This is a genomic window from Shewanella maritima, assembly GCF_004295345.1.
GTDB lineage: Bacteria > Pseudomonadota > Gammaproteobacteria > Enterobacterales > Shewanellaceae > Shewanella > Shewanella maritima.
On record NZ_CP036200.1, the window covers coordinates 1,419,839 to 1,436,852 of the forward strand.

15 protein-coding genes, 8 tRNA genes and 1 pseudogene are annotated in these 17,014 nt (G+C 44.8%); 10 read left to right on the forward strand and 14 right to left on the reverse strand.

Going from position 1 to position 17,014, the window contains the following annotated elements; all coding sequences use genetic code 11:
* The first annotated feature begins 6 nt into the window (after positions 1 to 6).
* From ispE to EXU30_RS06040, 4 genes and pseudogenes are all read left to right on the forward strand, one after another.
* Positions 7 to 861, forward strand: coding sequence for a 4-(cytidine 5'-diphospho)-2-C-methyl-D-erythritol kinase (gene ispE, locus EXU30_RS06025; RefSeq protein WP_130598305.1), 855 nt, complete (start codon positions 7 to 9; stop codon positions 859 to 861).
* A 75-nt stretch (positions 862 to 936) separates the two neighbouring features.
* Positions 937 to 1,884 carry a ribose-phosphate pyrophosphokinase gene (locus EXU30_RS06030; RefSeq protein ID WP_130598307.1) on the forward strand — a complete coding sequence of 316 codons (948 nt, stop codon included), beginning with the start codon at positions 937 to 939 and terminating at the stop codon, positions 1,882 to 1,884.
* Between the two features lie 286 nt (positions 1,885 to 2,170).
* Positions 2,171 to 2,758, forward strand: a pseudogene (locus tag EXU30_RS06035) (DNA-J related domain-containing protein); the annotation flags it as partial.
* A gap of 272 nt (positions 2,759 to 3,030) precedes the next feature.
* A complete protein-coding gene (locus tag EXU30_RS06040; RefSeq protein ID WP_130598311.1) occupies positions 3,031 to 3,684 on the forward strand; it encodes a thiol:disulfide interchange protein DsbA/DsbL in 654 nt (217 codons plus the stop codon).
* 133 nt (positions 3,685 to 3,817) lie between these two features.
* Here the strand turns inward: EXU30_RS06040 and EXU30_RS06045 are convergent, their stop codons facing one another.
* Positions 3,818 to 4,342: a cytochrome b/b6 domain-containing protein gene (locus EXU30_RS06045; protein ID WP_130598313.1), complete on the reverse strand. Its 525-nt coding sequence runs from the start codon at positions 4,340 to 4,342 to the stop codon at positions 3,818 to 3,820.
* 9 nt (positions 4,343 to 4,351) lie between these two features.
* Positions 4,352 to 4,873, reverse strand: coding sequence for a menaquinone-dependent protoporphyrinogen IX dehydrogenase (gene hemG, locus EXU30_RS06050; RefSeq protein WP_130598315.1), 522 nt, complete (start codon positions 4,871 to 4,873; stop codon positions 4,352 to 4,354).
* A gap of 206 nt (positions 4,874 to 5,079) precedes the next feature.
* Here hemG and EXU30_RS06055 point away from each other — a divergent pair, with 206 nt between their 5' ends.
* Together EXU30_RS06055 and EXU30_RS06060 are read left to right on the forward strand one after the other, a co-directional pair.
* The gene (locus EXU30_RS06055; protein ID WP_130598317.1) at positions 5,080 to 6,300 is read left to right on the forward strand and encodes an MFS transporter; all 1,221 of its coding nucleotides are present in this window, start codon (positions 5,080 to 5,082) and stop codon (positions 6,298 to 6,300) included.
* A 69-nt stretch (positions 6,301 to 6,369) separates the two neighbouring features.
* Positions 6,370 to 7,296, forward strand: coding sequence for a TIGR03899 family protein (locus EXU30_RS06060; RefSeq protein WP_242620332.1), 927 nt, complete (start codon positions 6,370 to 6,372; stop codon positions 7,294 to 7,296).
* A gap of 62 nt (positions 7,297 to 7,358) precedes the next feature.
* Here the strand turns inward: EXU30_RS06060 and EXU30_RS06065 are convergent, their stop codons facing one another.
* From EXU30_RS06065 to EXU30_RS06120, 12 genes are all read right to left on the reverse strand, one after another.
* A complete protein-coding gene (locus tag EXU30_RS06065) occupies positions 7,359 to 7,973 on the reverse strand; it encodes a hypothetical protein (protein WP_130598319.1) in 615 nt (204 codons plus the stop codon).
* Between the two features lie 551 nt (positions 7,974 to 8,524).
* Positions 8,525 to 8,609 (reverse strand) — tRNA-Leu (locus tag EXU30_RS06070).
* A gap of 78 nt (positions 8,610 to 8,687) precedes the next feature.
* Positions 8,688 to 8,762, reverse strand: a tRNA-Gln gene (locus EXU30_RS06075).
* 42 nt (positions 8,763 to 8,804) lie between these two features.
* Positions 8,805 to 8,889, reverse strand: a tRNA-Leu gene (locus tag EXU30_RS06080).
* Positions 8,890 to 8,977: 88 nt separating this feature from the next.
* Positions 8,978 to 9,054: transfer RNA gene (locus EXU30_RS06085), tRNA-Met, on the reverse strand.
* Between the two features lie 5 nt (positions 9,055 to 9,059).
* Positions 9,060 to 9,134, reverse strand: a tRNA-Gln gene (locus EXU30_RS06090).
* Positions 9,135 to 9,157: 23 nt separating this feature from the next.
* Positions 9,158 to 9,232: transfer RNA gene (locus tag EXU30_RS06095), tRNA-Gln, on the reverse strand.
* Between the two features lie 48 nt (positions 9,233 to 9,280).
* Positions 9,281 to 9,365: transfer RNA gene (locus tag EXU30_RS06100), tRNA-Leu, on the reverse strand.
* Positions 9,366 to 9,476: 111 nt separating this feature from the next.
* Positions 9,477 to 9,553, reverse strand: a tRNA-Met gene (locus tag EXU30_RS06105).
* Between the two features lie 287 nt (positions 9,554 to 9,840).
* Positions 9,841 to 10,932, reverse strand: coding sequence for a redox-regulated ATPase YchF (gene ychF / locus EXU30_RS06110; protein WP_130598321.1), 1,092 nt, complete (start codon positions 10,930 to 10,932; stop codon positions 9,841 to 9,843).
* 72 nt (positions 10,933 to 11,004) lie between these two features.
* A complete protein-coding gene (pth, locus tag EXU30_RS06115) occupies positions 11,005 to 11,592 on the reverse strand; it encodes an aminoacyl-tRNA hydrolase (RefSeq protein ID WP_130598323.1) in 588 nt (195 codons plus the stop codon).
* A 130-nt stretch (positions 11,593 to 11,722) separates the two neighbouring features.
* A complete protein-coding gene (locus tag EXU30_RS06120; protein WP_130598325.1) occupies positions 11,723 to 12,994 on the reverse strand; it encodes an FAD-dependent monooxygenase in 1,272 nt (423 codons plus the stop codon).
* Positions 12,995 to 13,291: 297 nt separating this feature from the next.
* Between EXU30_RS06120 and EXU30_RS06125 the strand changes: the two genes are divergently transcribed.
* The 4 genes from EXU30_RS06125 to ybeY all read left to right on the forward strand — a co-directional run bounded on the left by EXU30_RS06125 (position 13,292) and on the right by ybeY (position 16,985).
* Positions 13,292 to 13,651 (forward strand): hypothetical protein, encoded by a 360-nt coding sequence (locus tag EXU30_RS06125; protein WP_130598327.1) that lies wholly within the window; start codon positions 13,292 to 13,294, stop codon positions 13,649 to 13,651.
* A gap of 91 nt (positions 13,652 to 13,742) precedes the next feature.
* Positions 13,743 to 15,170, forward strand: a complete 1,428-nt coding sequence (gene miaB, locus EXU30_RS06130) for a tRNA (N6-isopentenyl adenosine(37)-C2)-methylthiotransferase MiaB (protein WP_130598329.1) — start codon at positions 13,743 to 13,745, stop codon at positions 15,168 to 15,170.
* 184 nt (positions 15,171 to 15,354) lie between these two features.
* The gene (locus tag EXU30_RS06135; protein ID WP_130598331.1) at positions 15,355 to 16,524 is read left to right on the forward strand and encodes a PhoH family protein; all 1,170 of its coding nucleotides are present in this window, start codon (positions 15,355 to 15,357) and stop codon (positions 16,522 to 16,524) included.
* On the forward strand, positions 16,524 to 16,985 hold the full coding sequence (gene ybeY / locus EXU30_RS06140) for an rRNA maturation RNase YbeY (RefSeq protein WP_130598333.1): 462 nt from the start codon (positions 16,524 to 16,526) through the stop codon (positions 16,983 to 16,985). Before EXU30_RS06135 ends, ybeY begins: the two co-directional genes overlap by 1 nt.
* The last annotated feature ends 29 nt before the right edge of the window (positions 16,986 to 17,014 follow it).

The following is a 17,014-nucleotide window of genomic DNA, read 5'->3' on the forward strand; positions in this document are numbered from 1 at the left end:
GTCAACATGAAAGCGCCTATTTCTAAAAGCTGGCCAGCTCCTGCAAAGTTAAACCTGTTCCTGCACGTCACCGGACGACGCAGTGATGGTTATCATGAATTACAAACTCTGTTTCAATTTGTCGACCATTGCGACTATTTAGATTTCCATGTCACCGAAACCAGTGACATTCGTTTACACTCCAAGATGTCCAAAGTTGTCGCTGATAGCGATAACTTAATTCTAAAAGCTGCAAAATCGCTAAAAATAGCGGCAAATTATGCTGGCGGCGCCGACATTTGGATAGATAAATTGCTGCCGATGGGCGGTGGTCTTGGAGGCGGCTCTTCAGATGCAGCCACGACATTAGTGGCACTCAATGCACTTTGGAATATTAACTTTCCTCACCAAAAACTGGCTGAAATTGGTCTAAGCTTAGGTGCCGATGTCCCTGTTTTTATTAATGGTTACGCGGCTTTCGCCGAGGGCGTGGGTGAAAAACTACAAACAGTTAAAGTAGATGAACCTTGGTATTTAGTTATCGTCCCTGACGTGCATGTTTCAACTCAGCAGGTGTTCCAGCATCCAGATTTGCCAAGGCAAACACCTAAACTAAATTTGCAATCGCTAATGGAAAGAACTTGGTCAAATGACTGCCAAACTTTAGTGGCAAACACCTACCCTCAAGTTGCCAATGCCTTGAGCTGGCTGCTAGAATATGCGCCGTCTCAAATGACGGGGACCGGAGCATGTGTCTTTGGCCGTTTTGAGCATTCGCAACAAGCACTTGATACGCTGGCAAAATTGCCAGATTCAATGCAAGGCTTTGTTGCTAAAGGCTTAAACAAGTCACCATTACTGGAACGACTTGCCCAGCTTTAAATTATTAAAATTCTTCTAAGTGAGCAGAATTTGCTCATTTAGCCCATATTCAAGCCAACGCCTGAGGTTCATAAAGTGCCCGACATTAAGCTCTTTGCTGGTAACGCTACCCCTAAACTAGCCGAAAAAATTGCTGAACGTTTATTCTGCAAACTCGGTGACGCAGAAGTAGGCCGTTTCAGCGACGGTGAAATCAGTGTTCAAATCAACGAGAACGTACGTGGTGCGGATGTATTCATCATTCAATCTACTTGCGCGCCAACTAACGACAACCTAATGGAACTTATCGTCATGGTTGATGCGCTACGTCGTGCATCTGCTGGCCGTATTACTGCGGTAATTCCTTACTTTGGTTATGCTCGTCAAGACCGTCGTGTTCGCAGTGCTCGTGTACCTATCACAGCTAAAGTTGTTGCTGACTTCCTATCAAGCGTTGGTGTTGACCGCGTATTAACTTGTGACTTGCATGCAGAGCAAATCCAAGGTTTCTTCGACGTACCTGTAGACAACGTATTCGGTAGCCCAGTACTACTAGAAGACATGCTAGCGAAGAAGCTAGACAACCCTGTCGTTGTTTCTCCAGATATCGGCGGCGTGGTACGTGCACGTGCAGTCGCTAAACTACTTGATGACTCTGACTTAGCTATTATCGACAAACGCCGTCCACAAGCTAACGTTGCTCAGGTTATGCACATTATCGGCGACGTTCAAGGTCGTGACTGCATCATCGTTGATGACATGATTGATACTGGTGGCACACTATCTAAAGCTGCTGAAGCATTAAAAGAGCACGGTGCTAACCGCGTATTTGCTTATGCAACTCACCCAGTATTCTCAGGTAATGCACCTAAGAACATCGCTGACTCAGTGATTGATGAAGTGATTGTGACTGACACTGTACCGCTAAGCGAAGACATGCTTAAAGTAGGCAAAGTATCTCAGCTAACTATGTCTGGTGTACTTGCTGAAGCGATTCGCCGCGTAAGCAACGAAGAGTCTATTTCGGCGATGTTCCGTCACTAAAGACGCTGTAAACAAAGGCTGGGTCACTAATTTGCAAGTGTTCGGCTAACGCCAAATGAAACGCACTCCATTGAGTGCGTTTTTTATTACCCAAAATTCTTATCACCTCCCGTTGATAACAAATACGCGCGCTGAGCACTCATCTTAGCTGTCAAAATCTGCTTGCACTGTTTTCCCCTATGGCATAGTAGAAATTATCGCCAATTCAGGATGAAGATGACGTTATGTTACTTAGCCCAGTCGCCTCAATTAAACAGGCCAATGACCAAGTAAAAGCGCTCAAAGGGACAACCCGCTTATCTGGCCATTGCTCACCCTATTGCAATCGAGCGCTAAAAGTTGGAAAGTGCACCACCTCGCTGCAGAGCTGCAGCAAAAAGGGTTAATGCACGACCTCGACACCTCTCCTGAAAAAGACCTCTTCAAACGCAACTTCCTATTAATGAATGCCCTCTACGAACTGCAAGACATGTTATTGCCTAAGCAATGGCTGCAAGTTCAAGCAATGGATATTCAGCTATTTAGACTCGTGCCAAGCAACGCAGATCTACTTCATCATAGTGATGCTAGCCTGCGTGATTACTACCTCGACTGGGCAAACTATGATACATGCAGCAATGTAGTGAAAGAGATGCTCGACTCGTTTTGGAGTAGCTATCAAGAATACATCGGCCTTAACCATCAGCTAATGCATAAAGGACAGGCCTTAAGGGTGTTTGAACTAGACGAGAGTGCAACCGATAAACAAATTCGCAAACAGTGGCGCAAACTCGCCCTTAAATGGCACCCAGATAGAGATCAGGGTAATGCTGAGCGCTTCAAACAAGTGTGTGAAGCCTGGCAAACACTGAGAGACAAAAGCCTCGTCGCTTAACACACTACCCGCTTGGCGACATGGTCTATTTAACCATACTTAATGCAGCACCAGCCGTACGCTAGCGGGCAATTTAACCGTACTCAATTCAGCACCAGCCGTACGTTAGCGGTGAGTTTAATTAGCAAGGATCTTTGACATCGGTCACGACTAAATTAGCTAAAGCGGCTAAAGATCACATATCCGCTCTATTATTTCCCGCGAATTCAGCGATAATTCATGCAACAACAATACACTTGTTTCATTATGTACAAGTCCCATTTGAGGCCACTATGATCAAACATATCGCATTAGCATTAACTCTTGCTGTCGCTCCACTGTCTAGCTTTGCAGCTCAATTTGTTGAAGGAAAACACTACACACAAGTTTCTAACCGCGTTGCCCCTAGTGAGCCAAAAGTGACAGAGTACTTCTCGTTTTACTGCCACAGCTGCTACAACATGGAAACCAAATACCTGCCATTTATTAAGCAGCACATCGACAAGAAAATCGCTTTTGAAAACAAGCATGTTGATTTTATGAATAGTGATCTCGGCACTGAAGTCATGCGCTCACTCGTGGTAATGAATCAAACTGAGCACAAACATGACCTAGCATTAAAAATGTTTACTGCAATTCAAGGCGATGCTAGTGATGGTCATGATCACGGTGCTCACGGCCATAAACATGAAAGCGAGATCAACTCACGTGATGATATCAAAAAGGTATTTGCTGAGTTTGGAATTGATTCAGCGGCATATGACAAAATGGCTGACGATGCTGCAACAGATAAAGCGCTATCACAATGGCGTCAAGAGCAAGTGATGTATAACGTTCGCAGCGTGCCTAGCTTCGTTGTTAACGACAAATACTTGATTAACATGAATGAGATGCGCAGCCTTGAGCAGATTATCGATTTAATGAACTACTTAGCTTTGAAGAAATAGTTTAGCTCTAATGAAATAGCTTACGCTGGCAATATCAAAGTGAAAATAAAAAAGGCGCTACCTGCGCCTTTTTTATTATCTCCAGCTTTATCGATAACTCCAGTTAAGCAGCTAAAGCTCCGCAAACAACCTGCTAAGAGTTTTTAATCATCTCTATCACGTGTACCAAAGCGAGTACCATATGCACAGCAACAAAGGTGACAAAGTACTCAGCCAACGTTACGTGATACTTGCGCCAAGTTAACGCCTCCATATCTCCCTGAGTCAACACCCACATTAAGCCACTAATACACACACCTGCTAATAACAGCAATCCAACACCCTCGATAATACTCAATAGTCCTTTACCGCCTGAGCTAGGTAACTGTGCTTTGAATAAACCTTTAACGTCGGCAAAAAATTGCGATAAATCTAACACTACCCACGGGAAAAACTGGCGCCAACCACCTTTTATGCAGCACTTGACCACAAAGCAAAGTCCAAGTATTGCGGTAATAGTACCAAGGTAAACATGAACATAGTCCCAAATACTGGCGTTAACTCTTAACTGTTTACCTATTAACAACCAGCCGCTTGTCGGCAATAAAATAGCGCACGTAGCTATCATAATGATATGTAGCTTGGCACTAATCACACTGAAAAAACGAGGTAACTTCATCTACACCTCTTAAGCATTAATCATGGTATCAACGAATGCGTCGACTTTATCCCAATCTGTATATTCAACCTTGGTATGTGGGTCAGTAGGACCTTTAGTGATCCACATAATAAAGCGGATAATATTGCGATCGACAGGGCCGTAAAACTGGTAATCAAGGTTGCCACCAAACACTTGCAGATGCTTTGGCTGCCACACGCTTTGCTTTAAAAACGCCTGCATATACATATTGGTTTCCGGCGTGTTTTTACCTGGCTTGCGAGCGACTAAACTCACAGAGAAAAAGCCACTAGGGATTTGCTCAAGCTTAGCTTTATTTGCTTCAATAAACTGATATAGAGCTGGGCGATGCTTGCCATGACGAATACTGGCGCCAATAAATACCTTGTCAAAGCCCTCAATAGATGGATTGTCGGCAAGGCTAGCCAAAGTGATGTTCACACCTTGCTCCTGCGCTTTTTGCTGCATGTATTTGCAAATTTTTACGGTTTGGCCGTGCACACTAGAGTGAATAAGTAAAATTTGGCTCATCTTGTTCCCATGCCAATGAAATAAATGACTTTAAACATGATAGCTTACTCTGTTAATTGAGTACTTGAAACAGATCACGGCCTGATAGTCACCGAGCAAGTCCTCCGTTATGAAGGGCTAAACGGTAGGAGGAACTTCCCTATATATCGCCCAACCGGCCAAACTATGTCAGTATATCTACAGCAACTTAACTATTTAGGCTCGTCATGTCACAACATACCGATAGCGCCGAAAATGCCAATGCGCTGGCTCAACTTACCGCCAAACCACAACATTTATTACTTGGGATGACGTTCGTCATGTCGATGGTATTTGCTGTTTGGCAAGCACTGCTAAATAACTTTGTGATTGAAAGAGCTGCATTCACCGGTGCAGAGATCGGTATGTTACAAAGCCTGCGTGAAGTGCCGGGTTTTTTAGCATTCACCGCCGTGTTTGTACTCTTGTTTATAAAAGAGCAAGCCTTTGCCCTACTCTCACTGGCAATCTTATGCGTGGGCGTAGCGATAACTGGCTTCTTCCCAAGTGTGATTGGGCTTTATATCACCACAGTGATCATGTCGATTGGGTTCCATTACTATGAAACCATTAACCAATCTCTCACTCTGCAATGGCTAGATAAAAAAGATACCGCAGCCTTTATGGGTAAAGCCCTTGCCTGGCGCTCAGCAGCGGCGTTAACTGGCTATGGCAGCATTTGGTTAATCATGACCTGGCTCAAACTTGATTATGTGTGGATGTACGCCATTATCGGCGGCCTTGGCGCTATCATGGTGCTGTCGATGGTTGTTTTGTTTCCTAACTTTCGCCAAGCTGCGCCACAAACCAAAAAGCTTATCTTGAGAAAACGCTACTGGCTTTACTACCTACTTACTTTTTTCTCTGGCGCAAGAAGGCAAATCTTTGTGGTATTCGCCGGCTTTATGATGGTGGAAAAATTCGGTTATACGGTAAGTGAAATCACCGCTCTGTTTCTTATCAACTATGTGATTAACCTTGCCTTTGCACCAGCAATAGGCCGATTTATTGGACGTATCGGTGAGCGTAAAGCACTCACGGTAGAGTACGTGGGTCTGGCTCTAGTATTCACTAGCTACGCATTTGTGGAAAACGCGCAGTTCGCCGCAGCCCTGTACGTCATTGATCACTTACTTTTCGCCATGGCAATTGCAATGAAAACTTATTTTCAGAAAATTGCTGATCAGCAAGACATCGCTTCAACTATGTCAGTAAGCTTCACCATTAATCATATTGCCGCCGTGGTTATTCCGGCATTGCTCGGTCTGTTATGGCTAAGCTCACCGACTGCAGTATTTTTAATTGGTACTGTATTTGCGATTTGTTCACTACTGCTTGCACTAAACGTGCCTGAGCAACCTACAGTTGGCAATGAAACCAATTGGCCAAAAACAACGATTGAGTCGTAGTAGCTAAAGTAAGAAAGATCTGTGGTTGATCGCTTTATAGCTCATAGCTGATAACGCAAAGGAACACTCATGGCAGACACGCTCGACAACAACAAATCGCTTATGGTTGAGACACAAGAGCCAAGCAAGGCTGCGGTAAAAACGGAAAAGCCTGTTACTTCAGAGCCTGCTGCAGCTACGCCTAGCACCAAAAACAGCGACTCATCTCAAGCATCAGCCAGACAAAAAGCACTGCAACTCGGGCGCATTTTAGGCTTGGCCAGTGAGGCTCACTATCGCCCGTCAACGGCATCCATCACCGAGCGTGCGCAGTTTCGCGTGCAAAAACAGCTTAATCAACATCAACAAAACCTTGAAACTATTTTTGCACTGGCACTGAACTACACTCCATCCGATGTGACCGGAGTGGAGCTAGACCCTGACTGGCGTTATCAGTTCTTCAAGATGGCCGAGCAAATCCATAACCGCAAAATGCAGGACTTATGGGCAAGAATTTTATCAAGTGAAATCGTTAATCCCGGTCAATTCAGCTTACGTACCTTAGCAGTGTTAACCCAACTCACCCAGCGTGAAGCGCAAATGTTTGAAAAAGCATTAGCCATTGCTTCAAGATTTAATAATGAAAGCCGTTTTAAGCTAATGACGGGCTACAGATTAACAGGCGGGTTAAAACACTATTTTCGCCAGTCAAGCAATACAGGCTTAAACCTGTCGCAGTTTGGCTTGCCGTATTCAAGTATCTTAACCCTGGTTGGGGCGGGGATTTTACACAAGAGTGAATTTGAAACTGGGGTACTCGATAGCGCCTCGCCGATTAGCCTTAGCTTCGGTGTAGAGGTAATAAAGCGTACACCAAGGAACAAACATTTATTGCTTACCTATTACCGGTTTACCCCTGTTGGCGATGAATTATGCCAATTGCTGCATGCCACAAGTGATAAAAACTATATTGCCGCCTTGGGGCAACTGCTAGATAAAGACTTTTCGAAACAATAAAAGTGAAAGCATCAACACACGCTAACTAATACTTACTAGCTGTACTTCCTAGCTTGTACTTCCTAGCTTGCGTAAAGGTGTGAGAACTGTGCTTTATGCTCGCTAAATAGAAACTCACGTATTGCCTGGCGCGCGTGGCCGTGAGCATTTATCCTCGCAGCCATGATATCGTTTTCGGTTCTTACCGGCTCAAAGTCGACACTGATAGGCTGAGAGCCTGGAAGCAGCAAATTTGCTTGATAAAAGTCGTCTGCACAGCAATTTTCAGGCAAGCGAATCGTTAATCCAGAACTTGACAATGACAGCACCTGAGCTTGTGCCTCACAACAGCGAGTCATCACTTTTACGCCCTTTAGATTATTCACCCGCCATGAGCGTTCGCTGCCACGTGCATCAAGCACTTCAGGCACACCTAGCACAGGCACGAACTGCCCTAGCTCATCACGTTTTAGTACTAAAGGGAACCATAACCGGTAATGGCTTATCTCTGCCAACAATGTCAGCTGCGCTTGACCTAAGATCTTAGTCAGCACTTGAGGGATCTCTGTTGAAACACTCAAGTAATGTTCATCATAAGCCTGAGTTTTCTCGGCTTGGTGTGGTTCAAGTGAAGTGGCAGATTGAGGGGTAAATAACTCACCGAAGCAGGCAAGCTCCTCGTCTGTCAAAATGGACATTTATTATTGCTCGACATTCTATTTGTAATAATTTGCAACAATGTTACATCAGAATGAATTTATGGACAAATTTTATACATAAACATATGAAAAGTTGCGCTTTTTGAAATCGAATTCAATCAAGCAATTTAACGGTAAACTAGATAAGTAAGCAGATTTTCTTAAATAAAAGCTGACTTGGGCATATTTCTATAGACTTTGCACTATAACCGCAATACTCATCGAAGCAGTTTATAATTACTAATTAACCTTAATAATGCAGCTTCATTATAAGCCTTTGGTACAAAACAAAATTTTATTGTTACGTGTTTGCATATGCTCAAAGCTAAACGATGAGATAAGCCGAATGGTTTTATATTAACTTCAATAGTGCTTTAGCCAAGCTAGATTTACTTAAGCCACTAATTTATTTAAGCGACCGCTTTATTTGAACCGCTAAGCTAGGTAAAAGCTCGGTAGAATAGTGAAGAAATATAAGCACAGAGAGGTAGATTTTAGTGAGTTTTTACAAGAGAGAATCAAAAGAATAACTAGAAAGGAAAACTATTTGATGGTACGGGAGGAGAGACTTGAACTCTCACACCTTGCGGCACCAGAACCTAAATCTGGCGTGTCTACCAATTCCACCACTCCCGCATCAAATATTTCTGACAGTCAGGGCGACTATCAATGATTTAGCATCCTACTAAACCATGTGCCAAACACTTTAAGTAATGGCTGGGGTACCAGGATTCGAACCTGGGAATGCCGAGATCAAAACCCGGTGCCTTACCGCTTGGCGATACCCCAATCTTAGATATAAATCTAAATTTTGAAGAAAATTGAGTTAGATGGTACGGGAGGAGAGACTTGAACTCTCACACCTTGCGGCACCAGAACCTAAATCTGGCGTGTCTACCAATTCCACCACTCCCGCATCTAATTTTCTTCGCCAACATACCTTGGGAGGTGTACGTTAGCTATCTACTCAGTAGTGAGAACAAATCCCTTCTACCCAGTAAATATGGTAGCAATGGCGGGACTTGAACCTGCGACCCCAGCATTATGAGTGCTGTGCTCTAACCAGCTGAGCTACATTGCCAAATATGGCTGGGATACCAGGATTCGAACCTGGGAATGCCGAGATCAAAACCCGGTGCCTTACCGCTTGGCGATATCCCAATAATCTTGCGATTATAAATAGATGGCTGGGGTACCAGGATTCGAACCTGGGAATGCCGAGATCAAAACCCGGTGCCTTACCGCTTGGCGATACCCCAATCAACTTGTTTTGAAAAACCCGCTATAAAGCCAGCCTTTCTAAATAATGGTACGGGAGGAGAGACTTGAACTCTCACACCTTGCGGCACCAGAACCTAAATCTGGCGTGTCTACCAATTCCACCACTCCCGCACTGTCTCTGTAAGAAACAGATTCTCATTTTACCTTGAGCAGGTGCCGGTCTTATTTCTAAAGCAGGGCTTTAACTAACCAGCCAACCTCGAATTTTACATCTTGAGAAGATGGTAGCAATGGCGGGACTTGAACCTGCGACCCCAGCATTATGAGTGCTGTGCTCTAACCAGCTGAGCTACATTGCCACTTCGTTTTCTGCTGCCCTCGTCGTGAGGACGGGGCGTATTATGCTTATTCAGGGTATTCAGGTCAACAGCTTTTTTTCGCATTTTTTATCAATATTGATTGTTCGGCTATAACTTCACCAAACTGCATATTGTTGCAGCAAAAATAACTCTTTTACTATGAATACCCTAACCGCGAACAGACTATTAAACGCTAACTTAGGCCGATTGCCAAGATAAATCGGCCCTTTTTTGCACAAACCAAGGTTTACGCCCAAATAACATACAAAAGTGTCAACTAGGACAATTTATACATTGAATAGGAAGTGCATAACATCGCCATCTTTAACGATGTAGCCTTTACCTTCTACGCGAAGCTTACCTGCTTCTTTCGCGCCCGCTTCACCTTTATGCTCGATAAAGTCGTCATAAGACATCACTTGTGCACGAATAAAGCCGCGCTCAAAGTCTGTGTGGATCACTCCAGCCGCTTGCGGAGCTGTTGCGCCAACACGTACTGTCCATGCGCGAACTTCTTTTACGCCCGCAGTAAAGTAGGTGTGTAGGTCTAGTAATTGGTAACCTGCGCGGATCACGCGATCAAGACCCGGCTCTTCAAGACCTAAATCAGCCATAAACTCTTCGCGATCTTCCGCTTCCATTTCAGCAAGCTCAGACTCGATAGCAGCACAAACGGTCACAACCACTGCATTTTCGGTTTCGGCAATCGCGCGAACTGCATCCAGATGCGGGTTATTATCAAAACCATCTTCAGATACGTTAGCAATGTACATGGTTGGCTTTAACGTTAAGAAGTTTAAGTAACGAATTGCCGCCGCTTCTTCTTTAGTTAGTTCAACACTGCGTAGCATGCCGCCTTCATCTAGTGTTGGGCGCAGCTTTTCTAATACTTCAACTTCGAACTTAGCGTCTTTATCACCGCCTTTCGCACGCTTTTGCTGACGCTGAACCGCGCGCTCTAAGCTCTCAAGATCTGACAGTGCAAGCTCTGTATTAATTACGTCAATGTCGCGCGCAGGATCAACGCTGTCTGCAACGTGAGTAATGTTGTCATCTTCAAAACAACGAACAACGTGACCGATAGCATCAGTTTCGCGGATGTTAGCTAGGAACTTGTTACCTAGACCTTCACCTTTAGAAGCGCCTGCGACCAAACCCGCGATGTCAACAAACTCCATGGTTGTTGGCATTACGCGCTCTGGGTTTACAATCTCTGCTAGTGCATCTAAACGATGATCTGGTACTGGTACTACGCCAGTATTTGGCTCAATAGTACAAAACGGAAAGTTAGCCGCTTCAATACCAGCCTGTGTTAGTGCATTGAACAAGGTAGACTTACCAACGTTTGGTAAACCAACAATGCCGCATTTAAAACCCATATCGATACCTTTTTACTGTCATTGACTCTTGTGAGTCAGGAATTGTTTAAGCGCGTCTAAACGCTAACTTAATTACTCTGCTTTAAAGGAATGCAACCTATGCATTGCCTTTGTCATGTCTTGTTTAAATAGAATTTCACTAGAGCGAACCGCTTCATCTACTGCCGCGTTCATTAACTCTTGATCTTTAGTCGGTGCCTTACCAAGCACATAGCCACTGACTTTATTTTTATCGCCCGGATGACCAATGCCGATACGCAAACGATAAAAGCCTTTGTCGTTACCCATTCTGGCAATAATGTCTTTTAGACCATTGTGGCCACCATGGCCGCCACCTAGCTTAAATTTAGCCACACCAGGAGGCATGTCCAACTCGTCATGGGCAACCAATATTTCTTCAGGCGCGATACGAAAAAAGTTAGCTAATGCGGCAACTGACTTGCCGCTTAGGTTCATAAATGTGGTTGGGATAAGTAAGCGCACGTCTTTACCGTGAAGTGTCGCTCTGGCAGTGAGTCCAAAATATTTGCTGTCAGCTTTTAAGCTCACATTACATATACGGGCTAACTCTTGCACATACCAGGCGCCAGCATTGTGTCTGGTGCGCTCATACTCTGAGCCTGGGTTTGCTAAACCAACAATCAGTTTAATATTACTCATCCACTCTACATTCTATTAAAGTAGCGACTGACCATAGGTCAAAAATAACTCGCTACTGGATATAAAGGGCGGCATTTTAACACCCAATCGTTCGTGCAACAATCATGCAGGCAAGGCGATCGAAATCAGACTACAGCCCAATTGCGTATTTGAGCACTTTGCGCTTTATTGGGGTATCGATATTGGCAAGCTTTAATGCGCCGTTACGTAGCAGCTTCAATGGTAATAGGTCATTACTAAAGCCAGCGTAAAACGCATCCATAGCGCTCATCATTAATTGGTTATCAGCATAGCGTTTGCACTGGTATTGTTTAAGCACGTGATTGCTATGCCAGGGCTGATTATTACCAATGGCATCGGCAATTTGTGCAATTAATACATCGACATCTTTAAAGCCAATATTCACGCCTTGACCAGCAAGTGGGTTGATGGTGTGGGCAGCGTCCCCTACTAGCACGGCATTATCAATATAGTATTGCTGCGCATGACGCCGAGTTAGCGGAAAACTACCTTTATCAACTACCTCAAAGTCCTGTGGTAGGCGACTTGGAAAGTGCTGACGAATTTGTGCACCTAGCTGCAAGTTGGATAATTGTGATAATTGTTTGATACGTACAGGTGAGTCATACCACACCAAAGATGCATGGTTATCTGGCAGAGGCAATAAGCTTCTTGGTCCTTCTGGCGTAAATTGCTGCCAGGTGACAGGTTCTATGGCTTGCGACAACTTAATGTTAATCAACATAGCTGACTGCGCATAATCCCAACCCGTTATACCTATGCCCGCCCATTGACGGACTTGCGAGTTTGCGCCATCAGCCCCTACAAGCAGCTTGGTGCTAAGTTGCTCTCCTCTGTCTAATGTAATGGTCAGTTGCGCATTCTTTACGCCATCCTTATTTGCAACACCAATGGCTACCGCTTGATTATCTTGAGCATAGCTGCGGCTAATACTCGATACTTTGCGCGGACACAGTATATCAACATTATCCATAGTTGCTATTTGCTGCCATAACGCTAATTGGATAAGGCGGTTCTCAAAAAAGTAACCCAGTTTTTGCTCGCCGATTTGCTCAGCACTGAATTGAGTAATAAAGCCATCAAGCTCCCAGGTTTCTAGCCCTGTATAGGCGACATGCCGCAGCGCCAGCAGGTTGTGCATTACGCCCAAACGATCGAGCAAATTGGCTGATGCCACGCTAATCGCTGAAACCCGAACATCCAGTGGCTGCTCAGGTGTATATGCTTGCGGCTCATGCGCTTCGATAACTGCAACTCGAAGGCCGAGCTGACCAATGCCCACTGCGCTGGCAGCACCAACCATGCCTCCGCCAACAATGACCACATCATATTGTGTTGCTTGTTGAGCATTTAGCTGCTCAGCTGAAGAACCATCTTGCATTAATACAACCTATGTTATCTGATGACTTTCTTATTCTTTTAAAAGCATGCCGTTTGTGTTGTGGCACTGCTTTATAATGCACTAACCAGTGCGATAAATTTCGCGCGATATATTGTGTGTCGAAACATGTCAATTGGCGACAATTCATGTCTGCTATTGAGCAATACGTGAGCAAATATGTCTTAGCGGCATAACTGCCATACTTAGTTACAATGGCTAAAACAAACCACATAAACCAAACGCTATACTGCGACTGTCTAACCCATGTTCCACCTTAATTTGCTAAGAGAGGAAGTCATGAAAAGTCACACTCAGTTAGTTATTAGCAGCGGTATTATTGCGCTAAGCATGGTTGCCGCAAGTTTCAGCCCTTCAAGTCTGGCTCAAGCAAGAGCAACAGATGAAGCCCTAGTTAATCCGACAATGGAAACCATGACCATAATCTACCGTAATGCGTTTGATTATGCCTTATATCAACACACCGCGGAAATGCTTGCCGCCCACCATCAGCAATTGCACAGCAATATTATGTTGGATGCTCGGCAGCAAAGTAAAACAATGGCGAAAAATTTTGCGATTTCGATAGCAGATTCAAACGCTTTACCCCAAAACCGCAATTCATTACAGGAAATAGGGGTATTAGTCGCGCCGCAATAAAGCGTGACAAAACACCACAAAAGCTAGCCACAAGGGTTAACTATGGGTAAAATATCGCGCTATTTTTACTATGGGTTACCGGCGAGCAGTGATGAGTAAGAAACTTCATATCAAAACCTGGGGCTGTCAAATGAACGAGTATGACTCGTCTAAGATGGCTGACTTACTTGACGACTATCAAGGCTACACCTTGACAGAAGACGCGACAGAAGCAGATGTATTATTACTTAATACCTGTTCTATTCGCGAAAAAGCACAGGAAAAAGTGTTCCACCAACTTGGCCGTTGGAAGAACCTAAAAGATAAGAAGCCAGAGCTTATTATTGGCGTCGGTGGCTGCGTGGCATCCCAAGAAGGTAAAGCGATTAAAGAGCGCGCGCAGTGCGTCGACATAGTGTTTGGTCCGCAAACGCTGCACCGTTTACCTGAAATGATTAATCAGGTTGAAAACGGCCAAAAGGCTGTTATCGATATTAGCTTCCCAGAAATCGAGAAGTTTGATCGCCTTCCTGAGCCTCGCGCCGAAGGCCCAACTGCGTTTGTGTCTATCATGGAAGGCTGCAGCAAATACTGCTCTTTCTGCGTTGTACCATACACACGTGGTGAAGAAGTTAGCCGCCCAGTGGATGACGTCATTCTTGAAATTGCACAACTTGCCGAGCAAGGCGTGCGTGAAGTCAACCTACTTGGTCAAAACGTAAATGCGTATCGCGGCGCAACTCACGATGATGATATTTGTACTTTTGCCGAGCTACTGCGCCTGGTTGCGAGCATTGACGGTATTGACCGTCTACGTTTTACCACGAGCCACCCAATCGAATTCAGCCAAGATATCATTGATGTTTATGAAGATACGCCAGAGCTAGTTAGCTTCTTGCACTTGCCTGTGCAATCAGGCTCTGACCGCATTCTCACGCAAATGAAGCGTGGCCACATGGCAATTGAGTTTAAGTCAATTGCCCGTCGCCTACGTAAAGCGCGCCCTGACATTCAAATCAGCTCTGACTTTATTGTTGGTTTCCCTGGCGAAACCCAACAAGACTTTGCTGACACTATGAAGCTGATTGAAGAAGTTAACTTCGACCACAGCTTCAGCTTTATCTATAGTGCACGCCCTGGTACGCCTGCGGCAGATCTACCAGATGATGTGACCGAAGAAGAGAAAAAACAGCGCCTAGCTATTTTGCAAGACCGCGTCACTCAGCAAGCGATGCGTTACAGCCGTCAAATGCTAGGTACAGTGCAACGTATTTTAGTTGAAGGCCCATCGGTGAAAAATCCAATGGAACTTCGCGGCCGCACCGAAACCAACCGCGTAGTGAACTTTGAAGCGCCACACACGCATATTGGTAGTTTCGTTGATGTAGAAATCGTTGACGTATACACCAACTCTTTACGCGGCGAATTTATTCGTGGCGAAGATGAGATGGACCTACGTAGAAGCCTGCGTCCATCAGACATTCTTGCCAAACATAAGCAAGATGATGACTTAGGTGTGAGCCAATTTAAACCAGCATAAACTTTGCTGCGTATATATTTGCACACGAGTAATTGTAAATAGCGAAACACCTATTAAAAGGCGGCTCTGCCGCCTTTGTCTTTACTCACATTCGTGCAAAAAATAGCCGCAAACTATTTACCCTTGCCTCGGCATACACTAATGTTAGCTTGTACTGTTTAATTGAAAATCGTTGGAGAAATAATTGACCAATAAAGTCACCACCATGAATTTGTATCTTGAGCCTTCAGATACCCGCCGCCTGTCTTCTCTTTGTGGTCCATTTGACGACAACATCAAGCAACTTGAGCGTCGTTTAGGTGTTGAAATTATTCATAAAAACAATCATTTCACCATTGTAGGTATGCCGCGAAATGCCCTCAATGCCAACAATTTGCTAAAACAGCTTTATGTTGAAACCCAGCCAATGAAAGGCTCAACCCCTGATTTAGAGCCTGATACTGTGCACCTAGCCATTCAAGAAGCCATTGCTATTGAAGCTGACCACAGTGATACAGACAAAAGCCTGCATATCAAAACCAAGCGCGGCGTGATCAAACCACGTAACCCAAATCAAAGTGCTTATGTAAGTAACATTGCTCGCCACGATATTAGCTTTGGTATTGGCCCTGCCGGTACAGGTAAAACTTACCTTGCGGTTGCCGCCGCAGTGGATGCATTAGAGCGTCAAGAAATTCGCCGTATCTTATTAACTCGCCCTGCGGTAGAAGCAGGTGAAAAACTGGGTTTCTTACCGGGCGATTTAAGCCAAAAGGTCGACCCTTATCTACGCCCACTTTATGACGCTCTATTTGAGATGCTCGGATTTGAGCGTGTAGAAAAACTGATTGAGCGTAACGTGATTGAAGTTGCTCCTCTTGCTTATATGCGCGGTCGCACACTAAACGATGCCTTTATTATTCTTGATGAAAGCCAAAACACTACGGTTGAGCAAATGAAAATGTTCCTCACCCGTATTGGCTTTAACTCGCGCGCGGTGATCACAGGTGACATCACCCAAATCGATTTACCTCGTAGCCAAAAGTCTGGTCTGCGCCACGCCATTGAAGTGTTAAGCAAGGTGCCTGAAATCAGCTTTAACTTCTTTGCTGCGCAAGATGTAGTGCGTCACCCAGTTGTCGCGCGCATTGTCGAAGCTTATGAGCACTTTGATCGTCAGCAAGAGCGTGAAAAAGATGCCAAACACAAGGCTTACCTTGCGCGCAAGCAAGCCAGTGAAGCTGAAGGCCAAACTAGTGCTAATGCTAGTAGTGCTAATGGCGCGACAAAAATCGCCAGCGAAACGCCTGTAGCAGCCGCAGAAGAGCCTTCAGCTCAAGCGGACAAGTCTTCACAACTGAAGAGCGAAAGCTAATGTCACTGCAATTAGACTTGGACCTACAAGTTGCCACCGACGCTACAAATATCCCGAGCCAACAGGACTTTGAACTGTGGGCGACTACCGCTATTGACAACGCGATGACACAAGCCGAGTTGACTATTCGTTTAGTTGATAGTGACGAGAGCCAAAGCCTTAACCGCAACTATCGCGGCAAAGACAAGCCAACCAATGTGTTGTCGTTTCCATTTGAAGCGCCACCAGAGGTTGAATTGCCACTACTTGGCGACCTAATTATCTGTGTTAGCGTGGTTGAACAGGAAGCCAAAGCACAAAATAAAAGCTTACAAGCCCATTGGGCGCATATGGTCATCCACGGCGGCTTGCATTTGCTAGGGTATGACCATATTATCGACGCTGAAGCCGAGGAAATGGAAGCGCTAGAAACGCAGCTAATCCAAGGCCTAGGTTATGACAATCCATACAAGGAAATCTAAATAAAATCGCTAGCTGATTGGCAGCTATG